The following is a 21,055-nucleotide window of genomic DNA, read 5'->3' on the forward strand; positions in this document are numbered from 1 at the left end:
CTGGCGCCGTGAGTCGGATCGGCGCCCGCGCGCTTCGTGATGCAGTGCTCGACGAGGGCTCGTTCCAGAGCTGGGACTCCCCACCCCTGGAGGTCGCCACCAGCGCCGATTACCGCCGCGAACTGGCCGAGGCATCGGCGAAGACCGGGCTCGACGAATCCGTGCTGACCGGGGAAGGCACCATCTTCGGCCGCCGCGTGGCCGTGGTGGCCTGCGAGTTCGATTTCCTGGCCGGGTCGATCGGGGTGGCGGCCGCCGAACGGATCACCGCCGCGGTGACGAGAGCCACAGCCGAGCGGCTGCCGATCCTGGCCTCCCCGAGCTCCGGCGGGACCCGGATGCAGGAAGGCACCGTGGCCTTTCTGCAGATGGTCAAGATCACCGCCGCCGTCGAACTGCACAAGCAGGCCCACCTGCCCTACCTCGTCTACCTGCGCCACCCCACCACCGGAGGGGTGTTCGCCTCCTGGGGTTCGCTGGGGCACGTCACCGCCGCCGAGCCCGGCGCGCTGGTCGGCTTCCTCGGGCCCAGGGTCTACGAGCACCTCTACGGCGAACCGTTCCCGTCCGGGGTGCAGACCGCCGAGAACCTGCACGCCCACGGCGTCATCGACGGCGTGGTGCCGCTCGCACTGCTGCGCGACACCCTGGACCGCACGCTGCGGGTGGTGTCCGACGCGCCTGGTCCGGCACCCGCGGCGGCGGCACCCGAGCCGCTGCCCGACGTGCCGGCCTGGGATTCGGTGCAGGCGTCGCGGCGACCGGACCGGCCCGGGGTCGGGTACCTGCTGCGGCATGGCGCCACGGACCGGGTGCTGCTCTCCGGTACCGAGCGCGGCGAGGCCGCGACGATGCTGCTCGCGCTGGCCCGCTTCGGCGGGCAACCCGCGGTGGTACTAGGTCAGCGACGCATCGTGGGCGGGCTGGTCGGGCCGGGCGCCCTGCGTGAGGCCCGGCGTGGCATGGCGTTGGCGGCCGGACTGCAGCTGCCGCTGGTACTGGTGATCGACACCCCTGGCCCGGCCCTGTCGATCGAGGCCGAGCAGGGCGGGCTGGCCAGTGAAATCGCCCGGTGTCTGGCCGAATTGGTCACGCTGGACACCCCTACCGTCTCGGTGCTGATGGGTCAGGGCAGCGGCGGGCCGGCCCTGGCGATGGTGCCCGCCGACCGGGTGCTGGCCGCCGCCAACGGCTGGCTGGCCCCACTACCGCCCGAAGGTGCCAGCGCCATCGTGTACCGCGACACCGCGCATGCCGCGGAACTGGCTGCCGCGCAAGGGGTTCGCTCGGTGGACCTGCAACGCCACGGCATAGTCGATGTGATCGTCCCCGAAACACCCGACGCCGCTGACGAACCGCGGGCGTTCACCCAGCGGCTGTCGGGCGCCATCGCCGGCGAGCTTGCCCAGTTGCGCGCGGTGCCCGGCGAGCAGCGGCTGCAGACCAGGCTGGACCGCTACCGGCGGATCGGGCTCGGCTGACGGCACGAGCCGGGGGAGTCTCACACTTCGATCGGCGGATGCAATCGATCCATCGTGTACTGCCGATCTCGCCGCGCGGCCCACGAACTGGCGGCCAGCGAGCCGGCCAGTACACCGAGCAGCACCGCGATCGCGACCCACAACCGTGAGTCGATCCCGCCGACGATCAACTGGCGAAGACCGTTGACCGCGTATGTCATCGGATCGACCGGGTGCAGTATCTGGAAAGGTTTGGCGGTGGTCTCCACCGGATAGATGCCGCCGGCCGAGACCAGTTGCAGCATCAAGAAGGCCAACGTCACCACCCGGCCCACCGACACCCCGAACAGTGCGTTGAACGCCTGGATCAAAGCCAGGAACGCACCCGCCACCAACAGCAGGAACGCCACGGTGGACAGCGGGTACTTCGCTTGCAGCCCCACCCCGAAATGCACCACCACGTACATCACGACGACCTGACAGAACACGATCAGCAGGGCAGGCCAATAGGACGCCAGCACCACGCGCAGCGCCCCCAGACCGTTGACCACCGGGCGGGACTGCAACGGCTTCAACAACATCCAGATGATGAGCGCACCGATGAACAAGGCCAGCGGCAGGAAGAAGGGCGCGAAACCGGTGCCGAAGGTGGCAGCCGGATTGTGGGTCTGGATGTCCAGCGCCACAGGCGCGGCCAGGGTCCGCGCCACCTCGGTGCGCTGCTGCGGGGTCCACGACGGGACCTGGGTCGAGCCCTCCTTGAGCGCGGTGGCCAGTTGCTGGTTTCCGGCCTGAAGCTTCTCCGTACCGGCGGCGAGTTCACCTGCCCCACTGGACAGTTGGCGCCCACCGTTGGTCAGCTGCACCAGACCGCCGTTGAGCCGCTGGGCGCCCTCGTTGAGTTGGTGTGCCCCGTCGCGCAATTTGACGACGTCGGAGCGCAAACCGCCGGTGACCGCCTTGGTGATGAACACCCGCAGTTTGCTGTTCGGATCGCCCAGCTCGTTCTCCAACTGGGTGGCGTTGTCCCTCAGACGGATCAGGCCCTCGTCGGTGGTCGGGTCGAGACCCCGTGCCTGCAGCAGCCGTTGCGCACCGGCCAGGAACTCCCCGGTGTCGCGCACCGCGGGGTCCGGGCTGTTGCGCAGCAAGCCGACCGCCTGGTCGACGATCGCGGCAGCCTGCGCCTGGTCGATGTTCAGTGCCGCGATCCGGTCGGTGGTCGAGCGCACCGCACCCGACAACCGCTGCGCGGCCATGCCGACCTCGTTGGGATCCAGGCCAAGTCCGCTGACCCGGTCCAGCACCGTGAGCAACGGATCGGTCGCCGTGTCGACCGCCGTCGACAGTTGCCTGGTACCCGCGGCCAGCTGCGCGGACCCGTCACGCGCGGTGACCAGACCCGTGGTCAGCGCGTCAGCTCCAGTGGACAATCGGTGCGCGCCGTCATTGGCGGCCGCACTCCCGGTGGCCAGCTGCTGCGCGCCGTCAGCCGCCTTCACCAGGCCGGCTCCGGCGTCGGTCAATCCGGTCAGCACGGTGCCGACCGTGCGTTCGCCGATCTTGCCGTTGATCTGGTTGATCACCTCACGGGCCGCGTTCTGGCCGATGATCGACCCCAGGTAGTTGTTGGCATCGTTGAAGGTGAAGCGGATGTTGGCCTGATGCGGCGACCCACCCGACGGTGACGAGATGCTGGTGCTGAAATCCTCCGGCAGCGTGATCGAGAAGTAGTACTTGCCGTCGGCCACGCCCTCGGCCGCCTCCTGCGCCGAAACCCGGTGCAGCTGAAGCTGACCCGAGTCGACCAACGCATCAGCGACCTCGTCTCCGGCCTTGATCAGCTGTCCTTCGGCGACGGTGCCCTGGTCCTCGTTGACCAAGGCCACCGGAACCTTGTCCACCTCACCGAACGGGTTCCAGAACGCCCACAGATACATCGCGCCGTACAGCAGCGGCAGCAGGATGACCGTCACCAGCGCGATCCGCGGCATCGTGCCGCGCGAGAAACGTTTGAGGTCGGTACCCAACGACATTCCGGCTAGCACAGCTACTCGCCACCTTTCTGCGAACCGGCCAGCTCGGCCAGCGTCGTGTTGGGAACTGCCACCTGCGCCCGTACGGCCGAGGCCAGATGGCCGGGCACCCCGTTGACCGTCGCGGTGATCACGGTCTGCTTCTCCCCCAGCGCGATCAGCCGCCCCAGCAGGATGTCGCGGTTGCGGTCATCGGTGAGGTGGTCGAGGTTGCCGACCACCAGCAGCGGCGGGCTCGCGGTATTGGCCAGCGCGATGCGCAGCAGGATCTGGTCGAGCTCGGTGAGCCCGTCGAAGTACGCCGTCAGCGACGGCAACGGCAGATCACCGAACACCGGCGCGCACATAGCGGCCAGCGCGTCGTCGTCGGCGCGACCCACCAGCGTGTACCAGGGCGCGTCCCACCGGCGTTGCTCGGTCACCAGGTCGCGCACCGTCACCGACTCCGACACGGTGTCGAGTTCGTCGATCCCGGCGAGCGCGGCGGAGCGGAAGATGTCCGGCGCCCGGGTACGCCCGAAAACCGTCAGCTGCCCGCGCGCCGTTTTCATCCGCCCGGCCAGTGTCATCAGCAGTGCGGTGCGACCGGTACCCGCCGACGCAACCAGAACCGTGACACCGCCTTCGTCGATGTCGAGGTCGATGGGCCCGTATACCGGGCCCCATGGGCCGTGCATCGCGATGGCACGCGCGGTGATGGCCGGTGGCTTCTGCTCGTCCTCGCCGGTGTCGGGCTCGGGAGTTTGCTCAGGCATGGCCCAATCACAACACATCCGGCCGGTGCGCACAGGCAACCGCAAACCCCGCCGCCGTGCCGATTCTTGGGTGAACCCTGCGAAAACGCTTGGAGACTTCCGGTGACGACGGTCGCGCCCAACCCTCGATGCGTCATTGCCGAACTGACGCAACCGATTTGAGAACCACGATCTCGCAGCGAATCGTGTTGACATCTGCCTCGTGTAAGGTCTCTAATGAAACCGCGCTTCGTTAGGTGAGGCTCCTACACGAACACAGGCCACTGATCCGACGACGTCGAGAGACGCCCAGGGTTAGGACAGGTCTTCCCGGCCTAAGGGATGACCCGAAGTGGCTTCCCGCCCCTGGTGGGACACGTCGTGTAGTGCCAAAGCTCTGATGAGGAAGTGCTCGCGCCGGTCGGCGCGTTCGGCCATGTGCCCAGCTTCCTCTTCAGCGTGTTTGCATCTGACGGTTGCGTCAAGACCAGCGGCGCCCAGTGCGCCCGACAGCGAGGAGGTGACGACGACATGACGTCGAGTGACAGTCCGTATCCCAGTCCGATTCGAAAACGTCTGTCCATAAACATCTTTCCGCTGTCGATGACTGCCTAGATCCGCCACCCCGGACACCCGCGGTGGGTGGCTGCCGCATGCCTGTCGACGCGGAGAGCTCCGATTCAACTGGAGATGATCCGATGCAGCGCAACACCTTTCTTCGTCATGCCCAAAGCGTGGTCAAGGGCCTCATCGCCTGGATCCACACAAGGGCATCACTGACCCCGCAGGAGCGGCACAACCTGAGGATGAGCAACACCCCGGTGGCGGTCCTGACCGCGTCCCTGGGCGGCGGCTCGCATACCGCCCGATAACCGGGCAATCCCAGATGCCGTGGAATCAACCATTTTTCACGTAGTCAACGACGTGAACTGACACCTTCCATACCGCACCGCACCCCCGCTGGGCGGAGTGATCGGCGGCGGCATCAGGGCCGTCGACGCGGCAGGTGCGACGATGTACAGATGACCGAGTCAAGGACCTACCCGCCCGGAGTGCCCTGCTGGGTGGATACCGACCAGCAGGATGTGGCTGCCGCCCAAGACTTTTACGGTCAGCTGTTCGGCTGGACGTTCGAGAACGTGCTGCCCGAGGATGCCGAGCAGACCTACCTGATCGCCACGCTGGACGGTCACGACGTGGCCGCGATCGCGTCTGCGCAGACCGGGGACGAGATCACCTGGAACACCTATGTCGCGGTGACCGACGCCGATACGACGGCCGAGGCGGTCACGGCCGCAGGTGGGACCGTGACCAGCGGGCCCGTCGACGCGGGGCCCGGTGGGCGGCAGGCCGGTTGTACCGATCCCCGCGGCGGGCACTTCAAGCTGTGGCAGCCGCGACGACGCCTCGGCGCCCAGCTGGTCAATGTTCCCGGCGCCTGGAATTTCAGCGACCTGCAGACAACCGATCCGCAGGCCGCCGCGACCTTCTACGGGCCGCTGTTCGGCTGGGAATTCGACAACGCCGGCTTCGCGACGATGATCCGCCGTCCGGGATACGCCGACCATCTCGCCGCCACCATCGACCCCGGCATCAGGGAACGGCATGCCGCCACCGGTACCCCGCCCGGGTTCTCCGATGCGGTCGGCTGGATCGGACAGCTGGCGGACGAACAGCAGCCCGAACACTGGCAGGTGACGTTCGCGGTGGCCGACCGCGACGAATCCGCGACACTGGCCGAAACGCTCGGCGCCGCCGTGGTTTCCAGCGCGGACACCGAGTGGACGAACACCGCCCTGATCCAGGACCCGCAAGGCGCGCGGCTGGTCCTGAGCCAGTTCATCCCGCCGACGGACTGATCACCGAGCGGTGCCTGGTGGTGTAGGTCAGCACAGCCGCGGCGATGAGCACCTCGAGCAGCGCCAGCAGCGTCGCCGTCGTCATCATCGCCGAGGTCTGGACGGGCGCCACCACACCATGGTGATGCGCAGGCATGGGGGTGTGCAGGGCGATCATCGCCAGGCTCATCAGCGCGATCGTGCACCAGACGCCGGAGGTACCGCGCCGCCACAGATGACCGGCGCAGTACAGACAACCCACGATCATCGCCGCGAGCACCGCGGCGGCCACCGGGTTGGCGGTCGCGCCGAGCAAGACGACGTGCAGGCCCGCCGAACTGACCGCCAAAAACGCACACGCCCGCCGCCCGAGAACGCTGCAGGCGTGTGCGGCCGACATAGCTTCATCGTCGCAGCAATCAATTGTCGGCGCTGCCGAAACCCCGGTGCGTGTTTGCGTATCGCCGTAGCGTCTGCCAGATGACGAACTTCGCAGCCCGCCCGGCCCGGTCGCGACTGGCGATGGGCACAGTCCTTCTCACCGCCGCACTGATGACTGCGTGTTCGACCGACACGAACTCGACTGAAGCGACGACAAACCCGGATAGTGCCAAGGGCGAATCGACGGCGGGCCGAGTCGTGGTGATCACCACCGGGGGGACCATCGCGACGAGCACCGACGCCAACGGCGTGCGCCGCCCGACGGTCAGCGGTGCCGATCTGGCGGCAGGCCTGGACGTCCAGATCATGGATGTCATGAAGAAGGACAGCTCGCAGCTCACGCCGGCCGACTGGGACGTGATCGGAGCGGCCGCCAAGAAGGCGGTGGCCGAAGGTGCTTCCGGTGTGGTCATCACCCATGGCACCGACACGATGGAAGACACCGCGATGTGGCTGGACGTCACCTACAACGGGCCGGCACCGATTGTGCTGACCGGGGCGCAGCGCAGTTCCGACGCGCCGGATGCCGACGGGCCGACAAACCTGCGGAACGCGCTGACCGTGGCGTCCAGTCCCGCAGCCCGCGACCAGGGCGTAATGATCACGTTCGCCGGTGACGTCTTCCAGGCCTTGGGGACGCACAAGGTGAACACCCAGGATCTCCACGCGTTCGGTGGCACAGCACCGATCGGAACGGTTGCCGATGACACCTTCAAACTCGACCACCCCGCACAGCGACCGTTCCTCGGTGAGGTACCGGCGGTCAGTGCACCGCGGGTCAACGTTGTCGCGGCCTACCCGGGCGACGGCGCAGGCCCCATCGACGCCGCGGTGGCCGCGGGAGCGCGCGGAATCATCGTGGAGGCACTGGGATCTGGCAATGCGGGTGACGGCGTGGTGGACGCGGTACGTCGCCACGCGCCGGCCGGGGTGGCCTTCGGAATCTCCAGCCGTGTCCCGACCGGGGACGTCATCGCCGAATACGGTCCCGGCGACGACATGGTGAAGGCCGGCGCGGTGATGGTTCCCCACTTACGGCCGAGCCAGGCGCGGGTGCTGATGATGGCGGCGCTGGCCACCGGTAAGCCGGTGGGCGACGTGATCAAGCGTTGGGGCTGAGTTATCCCGGTTATCCGGCGTCGAGCCCGAGAAGCTTGACGCTTTCGTCGCGCATGTCGACCTTGCGGATCTTGCCGGTGACCGTCATCGGGAATTCGTCCACCACGTGCACATAGCGTGGGATCTTGTAGTGGGCCAGTTTGCCCGTGGCGAAGGCCCGTACCGCCTCGGCATCCAACGGGGCGCGGCCCGGTTTCATCCGGATCCAGGCGCAGATCTCTTCCCCGTACTTCGCGTCGGGAACCCCGATCACCTGCGCATCGTCAATGTCGGGGTGGGTGTAGAGGAACTCCTCGATCTCCCGCGGGTACACGTTCTCACCGCCGCGGATCACCATGTCCTTGATCCGGCCGACCACCGTGCAGTAGCCGTCCGCACGCATCACCGCCAGATCCCCGGTGTGCATCCAACCCTCGGCATCGATCGCCTCGCCAGTCTTGGTCTCCTCGTTCCAATAGCCGAGCATCACCGAGTAACCGCGGGTGCAGAACTCACCGGGCTGCCCGCGCTCGACCGTCTCGCCGGTGTCCGGGTCCACGATCTTGACCTCGATGTGCGGATGCGCCCGCCCGATGGTGGCGGTACGACGCTCGAGATCGTCGTCGACCAGCGTCTGGCACGACACCGGTGACGTCTCGGTCATGCCGTAACAGATCGCCACCTCGGCCATGTGCATTTCCGCCACCACATGCTTCATCACCTCGACCGGGCACACCGAGCCGGCCATGATCCCGGTCCGCAGCGAGGACAGGTCGAAGTGGGCGAAGTCGGGATGACCCAGCATCGCGATGAACATCGTCGGCACCCCGTACAGCGCGGTGCACCGCTCGGATTCGACGGCGGCCAACGTGATCCCGGGATCGAACCCCGGCGCCGGGATCACGATCGTCGCACCGTGGGTCAACGCCCCGAGATTGCCCATCACCATGCCGAAGCAGTGATAGAACGGCACCGGGATACACACCCGGTCACCGGCGCCGAAGTTGATCAACCCGCCGACGAAGAACCCGTTGTTGAGGATGTTGCGATGGCTCAATGTCGCGCCCTTGGGGAACCCGGTTGTCCCCGAAGTGTATTGGATGTTGATCGGATCGGTGTTGGACAACTCGGCGTTCCGGGCACGCACCTGGTCCTCGCCGACCTGTTCGGTACGCAAGCGGTCCAAATCCAGGGTGCCGAGGAAGATGATGTCTTTCAGCGCCGAACATTCCGCCGCCACCTCGGCCACCATCGTCACATAGTCCGAGGACTTGAACGCAGTGGCCGCCACCAGGGTCCGAACGCCCGATTGCTTGAGTACGTAGGCCAATTCGTGGGTGCGGTACGCCGGGTTGATGTTGACCAGGATCGCGCCGATCTTGGCCGTGGCGAGCTGCAGGATCACCCACTCGGCGCAGTTGGGCGCCCAGATCCCGACGCGATCGCCCTTGGCCACACCCCGTGCCATGAGCCCCCTTGCCACCAGATCGACCTCGACATTGAGCTCGGCGTAGCTCCAGCGTCGCCCCGACGCCACCTCGACCAGTGCTTCGGCGTCCGGCCCGGCGGCCACCATGCGCTCGAAGTGCGCCCCGATGGTCTCCTCGAGCACGGGTACATCGGTGGGGCCCGCGTCATACGACTTCATCGCCGTGTTCATTCCACAAGGTCCTCGTATCGGTATTCGGTGGAAATCGGTTGGCCCGCTCCGTGAGCCGCATCCTCACGCTTGCGCAACTCGACGCGCCGGATCTTGCCCGAGATGGTCTTGGGCAGGTCGAAGAACTCGACCCGGCGCACCTTGAGATATGGCGCAAGATGATCGCGGGCATAGGCCATCACATCTTTTGCCGTGTCCGCGTTGGCTTCCCAGCCATCGGCCAGCGCGACATAGGCCTTGGGCACCGCCAGGCGGGTGTCATCGGGTTGCGGCACCACCGCGGCCTCGACCACGGCCGGATGCTCGATCAGCACACTCTCCAACTCGAACGGCGACACCTTGTAGTCGCTCGACTTGAACACGTCATCGGTGCGGCCGATGTAGGTGATGAAGCCGTCCTCGTCGCGGCCGGCGACGTCGCCGGTGTGATAGTAACCGCCGGCCATCACCGCCTCATTGCGTTGCGGGTCACCGAGATAGCCGGTCATCAGGTTGTGCGGGTGCGCCGCCAGGTCCAGGCAGATCTCCCCCTCCTCGGCCGGCGTCCCGGTGATCGGGTCCACCAGCACCACCGGAACCCCCGGCATCGGACGGCCCATCGAACCGGGCTTCACCGGCTGTCCCGGGGTATTGCCGACCAGCAGCGAGGTCTCGGTCTGGCCGAAGCCGTCGCGGATCGTCAGCCCCCAAGCTCTTTCAACCTGAGCGATCACATCGGGATTCAAAGGCTCACCGGCGCCAAGGATCTCGCGCAGCCCCTCGGGCCGCTCCCCCAGGTCGGCCTGGATCAACATGCGCCACACCGTCGGCGGGGCACAGAACGTGTTGACCTTCGCCCGGCGCAACTGGTCCAGCAGTGCCGCGGCATCGAAGCGTGCGTAGTTGTAGACGAAGATCGTCGCCTCGGCGATCCACGGCGCGAAGAAGCAGCTCCAGGCGTGCTTGGCCCAGCCGGGTGAGCTGATCGCCAGGTGCACATCGCCGGGTTTGACGCCGATCCAGGCCATCGTGGTCAGATGCCCGACGGAGTAGGAGACCTGAGAATGTTCCACCAGCTTGGGCTTGCTGGTGGTGCCCGAGGTGAAGTAGATGAGCATCGGGTCGTCGACCGTGGTGCACGCTTCGAACCGGCGCGGTGATACTTCGTACGCGTCGGTATAGCGATGCCAGCCGACGGGAGCGTCGCCCACCACGACCCGCACATAGTCCCCCGGCACCTCGGCGAACTTGACCGCATCGGCGGTGTTGGCGATGGCGAACCGCGCGCCGCCGCGCGTGATGCGATCGGACAGATCTGCCGGCCCCAGCGCTCCGGTGGTGGGCATGATGACCGCGCCGAGTTTGGCGATGGCCAGCATGGCCTCCCACAACTCGACCTGATTGCCGAGCATCAACAGGACCCGGTCCCCCTTGCCTACGCCGAGACCCTGCAGCCAGGCCGCGACACGATCGGACCGCTGCGCCATCTCGGCAAACGTGACCTGCTGTTCGGAACCGTTCTCCTCGACGATCCACAGCGCCGGGCGGTCGTTGCCCCTGGCGATCGCGTCGAACCAGTCGAGCGCCCAGTTGAAGGTGCCGCTGATCTGCGGCCAGGCGAACTCCTCGACGGCCCGGCCGTAATCGGCGATGGTGGCGACCAGCTGGTCACGGGCACTGCGGTAGCGGTCCGTGTTGCTCGCGACGACAGTCATGACAGTTATGCTCTACGTCACACTCGGTTGTCCGCTACCCCCGAAAGTGGGTACCTACGATGCGCCCCTGGTTGCTGCGGCCTCGCGACGCCGACGCGATGCGCGCCGAGCTGCGCCGCATGGCCACCGACACCGGGCTTCCGCTGACCTTCGGCGGGCAGGTGCACGACGACACCCTGCTGCTGAGCGAGTTCTTCGGCACCCGCACCGGCGCCATGCGCGGGCTCGCGGTGCTGCCCCGCGCCGGGCTGGGCGGGGCCAGCGTGGCGGCGCGTCGCCCAATCTCGGTGCCCGACTACCGGCGTGCCTCGACCATCACCCACGACTACGACGAGCCCGTGCTGTCCGAGGGAATCCGTTCGATCCTGGCGGTGCCGGTCGTCGTCGACGGCACCGCCCGGGCCGTGCTCTACGGAGCCCACCGCACCAGTGCGCCGATCGGCGATCGCACCGCGGCCGCGATGGTGGCCTCGGCGCAGCGGTTGAGCGACGAGCTACGCGTTCGCGACGAGGTAGACCGACGCATGCGTCTCCGCGAAGCCGCCCTGACCACCTTCACCGACGCGACGGCCGACACCGAGCAGATCCGAGAGGTGCACGCCGACCTGCGCCGGCTGGCCGCCGACACCCCGGACCTGGCGGGGCCATTGCGCGACCTCGCCGACCGGTTGGCGGTCGCCTTGCGCGGCGACCCGCCGGCCAGCGCACCCTTGACTGTCCGCGAGGTCGACGTGCTGGCACAGGTCGCCCTGGGTTGCACCAATGCCGAAGCAGCCCAGCGGCTCTCACTCAAACCGGAAACCGTGAAGGCTTACCTGCGCAGCGCGGCAGCCAAGCTCGGGGCCCGCAACCGTCACGAAGCGGTGTCCAAGGCCCGGCGGCTGCGACAGATTCCTTGACTTCGGCGAATCGCCCGAAACAGTTGCGCTGAAGATTGCGGTCACCAGGTAGCCGCGATCTTCAGCGCAATACTCAGCACAGCGCGCCACCTCGCGCTGAGAGAATGGCCTACATGACCCTGAGTGAGCCGTTGATCAAGCCGTTCCGCATCGCAATTCCCGACGCCGACCTGGACGACCTCAAGCAGCGTCTGAACCGGACCCGCTGGCCCGAGGCCGAGTGCGTCGACGACTGGACCCAGGGCATCCCGCTGGAATACACGATGGACCTGGCCACCTACTGGGCCAACGAGTACGACTGGCGCGCCCGTGAGGCCGCGCTGAACCGATTCGACCACTTCACCACCGAGATCGACGGGCTCGACATCCATTTCATCCATCAGCGCTCCGGGCGCGAGGATGCGTTCCCGCTGCTGATCACCCACGGCTGGCCCGGATCCATCGTCGAATTCCACAAGGTGATCGAGCCGCTGACCGCAGCCGGATTCGACGTGGTGTGCCCGTCACTGCCCGGCTACGGGTTCTCCGGGAAGCCGAGCGCGACGGGTTGGGGCATCGGGAAGATCGCGCAGGCATGGGACACGTTGATGACGCGACTGGGGTACGAGCGCTACGGCGCCCAGGGGGGCGACTGGGGTGCCGCGGTGACGACGCAGATCGGCCGCAACGTCGGCTCCTGTGTCGGCATTCACGTCAACATGCCGATCGCGCAGCCGCCGGCCGAGGGCATGGGCGAGATGACCGAGGACCTGGAGAAAGCCCTGGCCCGCATCGACTACTACCGCAAATGGGATTCGGGCTACATGAAGCAGCAGTCGACCCGGCCGCAGACCGTCGGGTACGGACTGGTGGACTCCCCCGCCGGTCAACTGGCCTGGATCGCGGAGAAGTTCTGGTCCTGGATGGACTGCGACGGAAACCCAGAAAACGTGGTGCACCGCGACGAGTTGCTCGACAACGTGATGCTGTACTGGCTCACCGCGTCGGCCGCGTCGTCGGCCCGGCTGTACTGGGAGAGCCACAGCACTTGGGGCGGTGGCGAATACGTCAGCCTGCCCACCGGAATCGCGTCGTTCCCGCTCGAGATCCTGCGCGCTCCGCGCAGCTGGTGCGAGACCGGCTACAACGTCACGCACTTCACGACGATGCCCCGCGGCGGACACTTCGCGGCCTTCGAACAGCCGGAGTTGTTCGTCGAGGATGTGAAGGCGTTCTTCGACACCGTGCGGTGATTCCTTTACACCATCTGACGCTGCCAACGAAGATGTGGATAAGGGCCAGGGGCGTGGGCGCGGAGCTCAGGCCAGCGAATCCACCCAGGCCCGGTGCAACGCCGCGTAGGCGCCGTCGGCCCGGCCGATCAGATCCGCCGGCGCACCGTCCTCGATGATGCGGCCGTGCTCGAGCACCAACACCCGGTCGGCGATCTGCACCGTGGACAGCCGGTGTGCGATCACCAGCGCGGTGCGGTCGGCCAACACGGTTTCCAACGCGCGCTGCACCATTCGTTCGCTCGGGATGTCCAGTGAGGACGTCGCCTCATCCAGGATCAGGACAGCCGGATCAGCCAGGAATGCCCGGGCGAACGCCACCAGCTGACGCTGCCCCGCCGAGAGCCGGCCGCCGCGCTTGGCCACATCGGTGTCATACCCATCGGGCAAGGAATCGATGAACCGGTCCGCGCCGACGGCCGTGGCCGCCGCCCGCACCTGCGCATCGCTGGCATCGGGCCGCCCGAACCGGATGTTGTCGGCAACCGTCCCGGAGAACATGAAGTTCTCCTGGGTGACCATCACGACGTGGCGGCGCAATTCGGACTGCGCCAGCTCACGCAGATCCACACCGTCGAGAGTCACCGACCCGGCCGTGGGGTCGTAGAACCGGGCGATCAGCTTGGCGATGGTGGTCTTGCCCGCACCGGTGGTGCCCACCAGTGCCACGGTCTGACCGGCCGGCACCTCGAGCTCAAAGCCCGGCAACACCGGCCGCCCACGCGCGTACTCGAACCGCACATCGTGAAACCCGATGGCACCCTTGGGCTCCGGTAGTGAGACGGGATGTGCCGGATCGGCAATGGCGGGCTGCTGCGCCAGCACCCCGGCCAGCTTCTCCAGCGCCGAGGACGCCGACTGGAAGGTGTTGAAGAACTGCGAGATCTCCTGCATCGGCTCGAAGAACATCCGCAGGTAGAGCAGGAACGCGGCCAGCGTGCCGATCGTCATCTCGCCGGTCAGCACCCGGTAGCCGCCGTACAGCAGCACCACACCGGTGGTGAGGTTGCCGACCAGCTTGACCCCGGGCATGAAGATCGCCAGCAGCTTGAAGGTCTTTTCGTTGATCGCCCGGTACTCGTCGGCGACGTCGTCGAAGATCTCCTGATTCCGCGGCTCGCGCCGGTAAGCCTGCACGGCCTTGATGCCGGTCATGGTCTCGACGAACTGCACGATCACCAGCGCCGCGCTTTCGCGCACCAACCGGTACGTCTTGCCCGACTCGTTGCGGAACCACCACACCAGGCCGACCAGGATCGGGAAGGCCGCCAGGCACATCAAGCCCAGTCGCCAATCGAGAGCCACCAACAGGACGGCCGTGCCGAACAACGTCAGCACCGCGGTGATCAGACTGTCGAAACCGGTTTCCAGCATGTCCTGGATGGCCTCGACGTCGTTGGTGGACCGGCTGACCACTCGGCCCGAGGTATAGCGGTCGTGGAAGGCCACATCGAGCCTGCCGAAATGCCGGAACACCCGGCGGCGCAACTCCAGCAGCACCCGCTGCCCGACCCGCCCGGAACGCCGCAGGAAGAACATCCGGCTGATCGCCTGCACGATCACCACGGCGCACAACGTCCCGACGACGAGCATCAGCTCGCGGGCCTGACCGCCCTCGAGGATCGGCGGGATGCCGCGGTCGATTCCGCGCTGCACCAGGATCGGAACCGAAAGCCGGGCAGCGTTTTCCACGACGACCACGAGTGCCAGCACCGCGACCGTCCACCGGAAAGGGCGCAGCAACGACATGAGCAGCGCCCGGGCCTCCCGGCGCCGGGGCAGGCTTTCGTCGATGGGGAGCGCGGAACTGCCGTCACCGACGTGGTCACCGGTGACGGCGTCGGCGCTGTCGTCTTCGTCGTCGGTGACGCGCCCGCGCCACTGCGTGGTGCTCATCGGCGCTGCACCTCCGCACTGAGATGTGGTGGCTCGCCCACTTCGTCGATGGCTGCCCGCTCAGCGTGCCCACGCTGCAGCCGGCCCAGCTCCTCGTCGTCCTCCCACTCGCAGCTGCGCTCGGAAGCGTCGTCGAGCTGGTCGTCGGCGGCCAGCAGGTAGCGGTATTGCGGTACCTGCGCCAGTAATTGGGCGTGGGTCCCGATGTGGGTGATGGTGCCGCCCTGTAGGAGCGCGACCTTGTCGGCCAACAGCACGGTTGATGCCCGGTGCGCGACGATGATGCCCGTCACCCCACGCAGCACCCGGCCCAGCGCCTCGGTCACGACGGCCTCGGTGTGGACATCCAGCGCCGACAGGGTGTCGTCGAGCACCAGGATCTTGGGCGCCGCCAGGATGGCCCGGGCCAGCGAAAGGCGTTGGCGCTGCCCGCCGGACAGACTCATGCCCTGCTCCCCGATCCGGGTGTCCAGGCCGAACGGCAGGTCGTAGACGAACTGTGCGGCCGCGACCTCGATGGCCTGGCCCAACTGCTCGTCGGTGGCATCGGCACGGCCCAGCCGCAGGTTCTCTGCCACCGACATCGAGAACAGCGTCGGATCCTCGAATGCCGTGGCCACGGTCTGCCGCAGCGCCGGCAGGCTCAGCTCGCGGATGTCGCGGCCGTCGATCAGGATCTGGCCTTCGGTGACGTCGTAGAGCCGTGAGAACAGGGCGGCCAGTACCGATTTGCCCGAGCCGGTCGCACCGACCAACGCCAGCGTCTGCCCCGGCTCCACCACCGCATCGACATGGCGGAGGGCCCATTCGTCGCCGTCCGGGAACGTGAAGCCCACGTCCCGCAGTTCCAGCCGGCCACCTCGCGGCGGCTGCGCGACCGGGCCGTCGGCGATATCGACCGGGGCATCGAAGATCTCGGCGATCCGGTTCGCGGCGGTGAACGACTCCTGGGTCATCGACAACAGAAAGCCCAGCGACGCGATCGGCCACACCAGCGACAGCATCATCGTGATGAACGCGACCAGGGTGCCCATCGTGACGTGGCCGTGGCCCGCCGCGTACGCACCGAAACCCAGCACCACGATCAGCGTGAGGTTGGGGATGACCTCCAGCACGGTCCAGAACTTCGCGGACACGCTCACCCTGGCGAACTGGGTGTCATACAGCTGCGTGGCCTGCTCGTCGAACCGGTCGAAGACGTAATCCTCGCGGCCGAACGCCTTGACCACCCGCAGCCCGAGCGCGGCCTCCTCGACATGGGTTGCGACATGGCCGGTCTGGTCCTGCGCCAACCGCGACAGCCGGGTGTACTCCCGCTCGAAATGCAGCACAGTCGCCGCGATCGGCACGATCGACACCAACACCACCACGCCCAGCGGCCAGTACATGGCCAGCAGGATCGAGGTCACCACCACGATCTGCAGGGTGTTGAGGATCAAGAACACCAACCCGAAGGACAGGAACCGGCGGATGGTCGACAGGTCGTTCATCACCCGCGACAGCAGCTGCCCGGACTGCCAGCGGCCGTGGAAACTCATCGGCAGGATCTGCAGCCGCGCATAGAGATCCTTGCGGATGTCGGCCTCGACACCCATGGTCGCCCGGGCCACCAGCCAGCGCCGGATGAACCACAGCACCGCCTCGGAGATTCCGACCGCGACAGCGGCCGAGCCCAGCACCCACAGCCCGTGCGGATCCTGGTGGCGCACTGGGCCGTCGATCACGGCCTTGGTCATCAGCGGAATCGCCACCGTGGCGGCCAGGCTGACCACCGCGACCACGACCATCACGATCCAGCGGGTCCGGTACGGCAACAGATAGGGCAACAGCCGCCACAGATCTGAACTGGTCCGGATCCGCTTCGGAGATGGGGCGATCGCGGCTTGACTCACTGAATCAATCCTCCCATCAAAAGCAAACGATTAACCTCACGCGGCCGGAACCTCCTCGGAGAACTGCGTGTCGTACAGCTCGGCGTACCGACCGCCACGGGCCAGCAGTTCGCGGTGGGTGCCACGCTCGACGATGCACCCGTCCTCGACGACCAGGATGAGATCGGCGGCGCGAACCGTGGACAACCGGTGTGCGATGACGATCGAGGTGCGCCCATCCAGTGCCTCGGCCAGCGCCTGCTGCACGGCGGCCTCCGAGGCCGAGTCCAGCGACGCTGTCGCCTCATCGAGCACCACCACCCGGGATCGTCCCAACAGCAGGCGCGCGATGGTCAACCGCTGCCGCTGCCCTCCGGACAGACGGTATCCGCGCTCACCGACAACCGTGTCCAGACCGTCGGGCATCGCCGCGACCACGTCGTCGAGCCGGGCCCGGCGCAGCGCCTCCCAGAGTTCTGCATCAGCGGCTTCAGGCGCTGCCAACAGCAGGTTCGAGCGGATCGACTCATGGAACAGGTGCCCATCCTGGGTCACCATGCCCACGGTGTCCTTGAGCGACGCGAACGTCACGTCGCGCACGTCCGCGTCGCTGAGGGTGATGGATCCGGAGTCGACGTCGTAGAGCCGGGCCAGCAGCGACGCGATGGTCGACTTGCCCGCTCCCGACGAACCGACCAGCGCCACCATCTGCCCTGGCTCCGCGGTGAACGAAATGCCGTGCAGCACCTCGTCCCCGCCGCGGTGGTCCAGGGTCGCCACTTCTTCCAGCGAGGCCAGCGACACCTTGTCCGCCGGCGGATAAGCGAAGCGGACGTCGTGAAATTCAATCGAGACCGGCGCGCCTTCCTTCTGGCCTGGGACCTCGACCGCGTCAGGCGTCTCGGCGATCAGCGGCACCAGGTCCAGCACCTCGAAGACCCGCTCGAACGACACCAGCGCGCTGGCGATCTCGACCCGTGCGTTGGCCAGGGCGGTCAGTGGCGCATACAGCCGGGTCAGCAACAGCGCCAGCGACACCACCGCACCGGCCTGCAACTGCCCGCCGATCGCCAACACCCCGCCCAGCCCGTAGACCAGCGCCAAGGCGAGCGCCGACATCAGAGTCAGCGAGTTCATGAACGTCGACTGCAGCATCGCCGTGCGGACCCCGATGTCACGCACCCGGTCGGCGCGCACCGAGAACTCGCCGGACTCACGCTCCGGACTACCGAACAGCTTGACCAGGGTGGCGCCCGGGGCCGAGAACCGCTCGGTCATCTGGGTGTTCATCGTGGCGTTGTAGGTGGCCGCCTCCCGCGACAGCCCGGCCATCCGGGTGCCGATACGACGGGCGGGCAGCACGAACAACGGCAGCAGCGCCAGCGACAGCAGCGTGATCTGCCAGGAGATGCTGAGCATCACCACCAGCGTCAACGTCAACGTCACCAGGTTCGCGACGATGCCCGAGAGCGTGTCCGAGAACGCCCGTTGCGCGCCGATCACGTCGTTGCCCAACCGGCTCACCAGGGCGCCGGTGCGGGTGCGGGTGAAAAAGGCCACCGGCATCCGCTGCACGTGGTCGAACACCGCGGTGCGCAGATCCAGGATCAGACCCTCACCGATGTTCGACGACAACCACCTGGTCAACAGGGCCACCGCGGCCTCGGCGACGGCGATCGCAGCGATAGTGCAGGCCAACAGCACCACCGTCGACGCCGGGCCACCCCGGGTGATCGCGTCGACCACCCGGCCGGCCAGCACCGGCGTCGTCACCGTCAACACCGCGCTGACCACGCTGATCGCGACGAACCAGCCGAGCCTGCGGTGGTGGCGCGCGGAGAACCGCCAGATCCGGGACAAGAGCCCCCGGGAGGCCAAGGCCCGCAGGTCACCGTCACGGGCGTGGGCCTGCCGATACAGCGACTGTCGGGCCACCGTTTCCATACTCATAGGCATCACCGTAAAACCTCAACAAATATTGAGGTCAAAGACTTCCCTGGGCGCCTCCGCGAATCGCCGTTGTTCATCAGGCAAGATGTCGGTCATGGATAGCGCTACCGGTGGCATGGCCTCGCCCCGGGTCCTCGTCGTAGACGACGACCCCGACGTGCTCGCCTCGCTGGAACGCGGGCTGCGGCTGTCCGGGTTCACCGTATCGACGGCCGTAGACGGGGCCGAGGCGCTGCGCAGCGCCACCGAGACCCGACCCGACGCGATCGTGCTCGACATCAACATGCCCGTGCTCGACGGCGTGAGCGTGGTGACCGCCCTGCGCGCGATGGACAACGACGTGCCCGTCTGCGTGCTCTCGGCCCGCAGCAGCGTCGACGACCGCGTCGCCGGCCTGGAAGCCGGCGCCGACGACTACCTGGTCAAGCCGTTCGTGCTGCAGGAGCTGGTGGCCCGGGTCAAGGCCCTGCTGCGCCGCCGCGGCGCATCGGCCACCTTCTCGTCCGAGACCATCCAGGTCGGCCCGCTCGAGGTCGACATCCCGGGCCGCCGCGCCCGCGTCAACGGCGTGGACGTGGATCTGACCAAACGCGAGTTCGACCTGCTGGCTGTCCTGGCCGAGCACAAGACCGCAGTTCTGTCCCGGGCACAGTTGCTGGAACTGGTCTGGGGCTACGACTTCGCCGCCGACACCAACGTGGTCGACGTGTTCATCGGTTACCTCCGCCGCAAACTCGAAGCCGGCGGCGCGCCCCGGCTGCTGCATACCGTCCGTGGGGTCGGGTTCGTGCTCAGGACGCAATAGGAAATGAGGCCGCTGACCCGGATCTTCCGCCGCACACCCTCGCTGCGGACCCGGGTCGCGTTCGCCACCGCCATCGGCGCGGCGATCGTCGTCGTCATCGTCGGCACCATCGTCTGGGTCGGCATCACCAACGATCGCAAGGAACGGCTGGACCGCCGCCTCGACGAGGCCGCCGGCTTCGCCATCCCGTTCCTGCCCCGCGGCCTCGGCGAGATCCCCCGCTCCCCCAGCGATCAGGACGCGGTCATCACCGTCCGCCAGGCCGGAAACGTCTCGTCGAACTCGACCGTCGTGCTGCCGGAGCTTCCCGACGGCTACGCCGACACCTACATCGACGGCGTCCGCTGGCGGGTGCGCACCGTGCAGATCCCCGCCCCCGGCCCCATGTGGGTGGCAGTCGGTGCGACCTATGACGCCACCATCGCCGACACCAACAACCTGCACCGCCGGGTGCTCATCATCTGTGTGTTCGCCGTCGGCGCGGCCACCGTACTGGGCTGGGTGCTGGCCGCGTTCGCGGTCCGCCCGCTCAAACGGCTGGCCGAGCAGACCCGCGAGATCGAGGTGAGCGACGAAGCTCCTGACGTCGAGGTGCGCGGCGCCAGCGAGGCCGTCGAGATCGCCGACGCCGTCAACGGCATGCTGCAACGCATCTGGAAAGAACAGGACCGCACCAAGGCCGCGTTGACCTCGGCCCGCGACTTCGCCTCGGTGTCCGCCCACGAACTGCGCACCCCGCTCACCGCGATGCGGACGAACCTGGAAGTTCTGTCCACCCTCGATCTGGCCGACGATCAGCGCAAGGAAGTGGTCGGCGACGTCATCCGCACGCAGTCGCGCATCGAGGCCACCCTCGGCGCCCTGGAGCGCCTCGCCCAGGGCGAGCTGACCACCACCGACGATCACGTCACCGTCGACATCACCGAGCTGCTCGACCGCGCCGCCCACGACGCCATGCGCGTTTACCCCGACCTCGAAGTCTCGCTGGCGCCGTCACCGACCGTGATCATCATCGGGCTGCCGACCGGACTCCGCCTGGCCGTGGACAACGCGATCGCCAATGCGGTGAAGCACGGCGGCGCCACCCGAGTGCAGTTGTCGGCGGTGAGCTCCCGCGAGGGCGTGGAGATCGCGGTCGACGACGACGGCGTGGGTGTGCCCGAGGAAGAACGCGAGATGGTGTTCGACCGCTTCTCCCGGGGGTCCACGGCATCGCGGTTGGGCTCGGGGCTAGGGCTGGCACTCGTGGCCCAGCAGGCCGAATTGCACGGCGGTACAGCCACTCTGGAATCGAGCCCATTGGGCGGGGCGCGACTGCTGTTACGCCTGCCCGGCCCGCGCTGACCGGTCGCCATACGCAGAATCGCCCGCCTCCGATGGTGGAGGCGGGCGATCTGCGTTG

Annotated in this window: 16 protein-coding genes and 1 riboswitch; of the genes, 8 read left to right on the forward strand and 8 right to left on the reverse strand. The window is 67.5% G+C overall.

What is annotated here, in order from left to right; all coding sequences use genetic code 11:
- The first annotated feature begins 8 nt into the window (after window positions 1-8).
- A complete protein-coding gene (locus tag HBE63_RS20520) occupies window positions 9-1,481 on the forward strand; it encodes a carboxyl transferase domain-containing protein (RefSeq protein ID WP_166906390.1) in 1,473 nt (490 codons plus the stop codon).
- A gap of 20 nt (window positions 1,482-1,501) precedes the next feature.
- Here HBE63_RS20520 and HBE63_RS20525 read toward each other — a convergent pair whose 3' ends face one another.
- Both HBE63_RS20525 and HBE63_RS20530 read right to left on the reverse strand, forming a co-directional pair.
- A complete protein-coding gene (locus HBE63_RS20525; protein ID WP_166906391.1) occupies window positions 1,502-3,496 on the reverse strand; it encodes a YhgE/Pip family protein in 1,995 nt (664 codons plus the stop codon).
- Between the two features lie 14 nt (window positions 3,497-3,510).
- Window positions 3,511-4,251 carry a hypothetical protein gene (locus HBE63_RS20530; protein WP_166906392.1) on the reverse strand — a complete coding sequence of 247 codons (741 nt, stop codon included), beginning with the start codon at window positions 4,249-4,251 and terminating at the stop codon, window positions 3,511-3,513.
- 221 nt (window positions 4,252-4,472) lie between these two features.
- Window positions 4,473-4,645, forward strand: a riboswitch (M-box (ykoK) riboswitch).
- A gap of 283 nt (window positions 4,646-4,928) precedes the next feature.
- On the opposite strand from HBE63_RS20530, the gene HBE63_RS20535 reads away from it, so the two are divergent.
- Both HBE63_RS20535 and HBE63_RS20540 read left to right on the forward strand, forming a co-directional pair.
- Window positions 4,929-5,102: a hypothetical protein gene (locus HBE63_RS20535; RefSeq protein ID WP_208301532.1), complete on the forward strand. Its 174-nt coding sequence runs from the start codon at window positions 4,929-4,931 to the stop codon at window positions 5,100-5,102.
- A 150-nt stretch (window positions 5,103-5,252) separates the two neighbouring features.
- Entirely contained in the window at window positions 5,253-6,089 is an 837-nt protein-coding gene (locus HBE63_RS20540; RefSeq protein ID WP_166906393.1) for a VOC family protein, read from the forward strand.
- Here HBE63_RS20540 and HBE63_RS20545 read toward each other — a convergent pair.
- Window positions 6,070-6,468, reverse strand: a complete 399-nt coding sequence (locus HBE63_RS20545) for a hypothetical protein (protein WP_166906394.1) — start codon at window positions 6,466-6,468, stop codon at window positions 6,070-6,072. The genes HBE63_RS20540 and HBE63_RS20545 overlap by 20 nt on opposite strands.
- A gap of 80 nt (window positions 6,469-6,548) precedes the next feature.
- Here HBE63_RS20545 and HBE63_RS20550 point away from each other — a divergent pair, with 80 nt between their 5' ends.
- Complete coding sequence (locus HBE63_RS20550; protein WP_243858191.1) at window positions 6,549-7,628, forward strand: asparaginase; 1,080 nt, start codon at window positions 6,549-6,551, stop codon at window positions 7,626-7,628.
- Between the two features lie 10 nt (window positions 7,629-7,638).
- On the opposite strand, the gene HBE63_RS20555 is transcribed toward HBE63_RS20550, so the two are convergent.
- Window positions 7,639-9,255, reverse strand: coding sequence for an AMP-binding protein (locus HBE63_RS20555; RefSeq protein ID WP_166910018.1), 1,617 nt, complete (start codon window positions 9,253-9,255; stop codon window positions 7,639-7,641).
- 8 nt (window positions 9,256-9,263) lie between these two features.
- Window positions 9,264-10,961 (reverse strand): AMP-binding protein, encoded by a 1,698-nt coding sequence (locus HBE63_RS20560; protein ID WP_166906395.1) that lies wholly within the window; start codon window positions 10,959-10,961, stop codon window positions 9,264-9,266.
- A gap of 59 nt (window positions 10,962-11,020) precedes the next feature.
- Here HBE63_RS20560 and HBE63_RS20565 point away from each other — a divergent pair, with 59 nt between their 5' ends.
- Together HBE63_RS20565 and HBE63_RS20570 are read left to right on the forward strand one after the other, a co-directional pair.
- Window positions 11,021-11,860, forward strand: a complete 840-nt coding sequence (locus HBE63_RS20565; RefSeq protein ID WP_166906396.1) for a LuxR C-terminal-related transcriptional regulator — start codon at window positions 11,021-11,023, stop codon at window positions 11,858-11,860.
- Window positions 11,861-11,973: 113 nt separating this feature from the next.
- Window positions 11,974-13,092, forward strand: coding sequence for an epoxide hydrolase family protein (locus HBE63_RS20570; RefSeq protein WP_166906397.1), 1,119 nt, complete (start codon window positions 11,974-11,976; stop codon window positions 13,090-13,092).
- A 66-nt stretch (window positions 13,093-13,158) separates the two neighbouring features.
- Here HBE63_RS20570 and HBE63_RS20575 read toward each other — a convergent pair whose 3' ends face one another.
- From HBE63_RS20575 to HBE63_RS20585, 3 genes are read right to left on the reverse strand one after another with little or no spacing between them, the layout of a single operon-like run.
- On the reverse strand, window positions 13,159-15,027 hold the full coding sequence (locus HBE63_RS20575; protein ID WP_166906398.1) for an ABC transporter ATP-binding protein: 1,869 nt from the start codon (window positions 15,025-15,027) through the stop codon (window positions 13,159-13,161).
- Window positions 15,024-16,919 carry an ABC transporter ATP-binding protein gene (locus tag HBE63_RS20580; protein ID WP_208301174.1) on the reverse strand — a complete coding sequence of 632 codons (1,896 nt, stop codon included), beginning with the start codon at window positions 16,917-16,919 and terminating at the stop codon, window positions 15,024-15,026. The genes HBE63_RS20575 and HBE63_RS20580 overlap by 4 nt, the downstream gene beginning before the upstream one ends.
- 36 nt (window positions 16,920-16,955) lie before the next feature.
- On the reverse strand, window positions 16,956-18,848 hold the full coding sequence (locus HBE63_RS20585) for an ABC transporter ATP-binding protein (RefSeq protein ID WP_166906399.1): 1,893 nt from the start codon (window positions 18,846-18,848) through the stop codon (window positions 16,956-16,958).
- A 94-nt stretch (window positions 18,849-18,942) separates the two neighbouring features.
- Between HBE63_RS20585 and prrA the strand changes: the two genes are divergently transcribed.
- The gene (gene prrA, locus HBE63_RS20590) at window positions 18,943-19,653 is read left to right on the forward strand and encodes a two-component system response regulator PrrA (RefSeq protein WP_003884623.1); all 711 of its coding nucleotides are present in this window, start codon (window positions 18,943-18,945) and stop codon (window positions 19,651-19,653) included.
- A 3-nt stretch (window positions 19,654-19,656) separates the two neighbouring features.
- Window positions 19,657-20,997, forward strand: coding sequence for a HAMP domain-containing sensor histidine kinase (locus HBE63_RS20595; RefSeq protein WP_166906401.1), 1,341 nt, complete (start codon window positions 19,657-19,659; stop codon window positions 20,995-20,997).
- Window positions 20,998-21,055 lie beyond the last annotated feature (58 nt).

It is taken from the genome of Mycobacterium sp. DL440 (assembly GCF_011745145.1).
GTDB lineage: Bacteria > Actinomycetota > Actinomycetes > Mycobacteriales > Mycobacteriaceae > Mycobacterium.

Excerpts from the sequence above, each read along its gene's own strand:
- HBE63_RS20565 (WP_166906396.1), top strand. The coding sequence starts at position 11,021 with ATGCGCCCCTGGTTGCTGCGGCCTCGCGACGCCGACGCGATGCGCGCC.
- HBE63_RS20550 (WP_243858191.1), top strand. The coding sequence starts at position 6,549 with ATGACGAACTTCGCAGCCCGCCCGGCCCGGTCGCGACTGGCGATGGGC.
- HBE63_RS20530 (WP_166906392.1), bottom strand. The coding sequence starts at position 4,251 with ATGCCTGAGCAAACTCCCGAGCCCGACACCGGCGAGGACGAGCAGAAG.
- HBE63_RS20585 (WP_166906399.1), bottom strand. The coding sequence starts at position 18,848 with ATGAGTATGGAAACGGTGGCCCGACAGTCGCTGTATCGGCAGGCCCAC.
- HBE63_RS20570 (WP_166906397.1), top strand. The coding sequence starts at position 11,974 with ATGACCCTGAGTGAGCCGTTGATCAAGCCGTTCCGCATCGCAATTCCC.
- HBE63_RS20540 (WP_166906393.1), top strand. The coding sequence starts at position 5,253 with ATGACCGAGTCAAGGACCTACCCGCCCGGAGTGCCCTGCTGGGTGGAT.
- HBE63_RS20535 (WP_208301532.1), top strand. The coding sequence starts at position 4,929 with ATGCAGCGCAACACCTTTCTTCGTCATGCCCAAAGCGTGGTCAAGGGC.
- HBE63_RS20555 (WP_166910018.1), bottom strand. The coding sequence starts at position 9,255 with ATGAAGTCGTATGACGCGGGCCCCACCGATGTACCCGTGCTCGAGGAG.
- HBE63_RS20560 (WP_166906395.1), bottom strand. The coding sequence starts at position 10,961 with ATGACTGTCGTCGCGAGCAACACGGACCGCTACCGCAGTGCCCGTGAC.
- prrA (WP_003884623.1), top strand. The coding sequence starts at position 18,943 with ATGGATAGCGCTACCGGTGGCATGGCCTCGCCCCGGGTCCTCGTCGTA.
- HBE63_RS20525 (WP_166906391.1), bottom strand. The coding sequence starts at position 3,496 with ATGTCGTTGGGTACCGACCTCAAACGTTTCTCGCGCGGCACGATGCCG.
- HBE63_RS20575 (WP_166906398.1), bottom strand. The coding sequence starts at position 15,027 with ATGAGCACCACGCAGTGGCGCGGGCGCGTCACCGACGACGAAGACGAC.
- HBE63_RS20595 (WP_166906401.1), top strand. The coding sequence starts at position 19,657 with ATGAGGCCGCTGACCCGGATCTTCCGCCGCACACCCTCGCTGCGGACC.
- HBE63_RS20545 (WP_166906394.1), bottom strand. The coding sequence starts at position 6,468 with ATGTCGGCCGCACACGCCTGCAGCGTTCTCGGGCGGCGGGCGTGTGCG.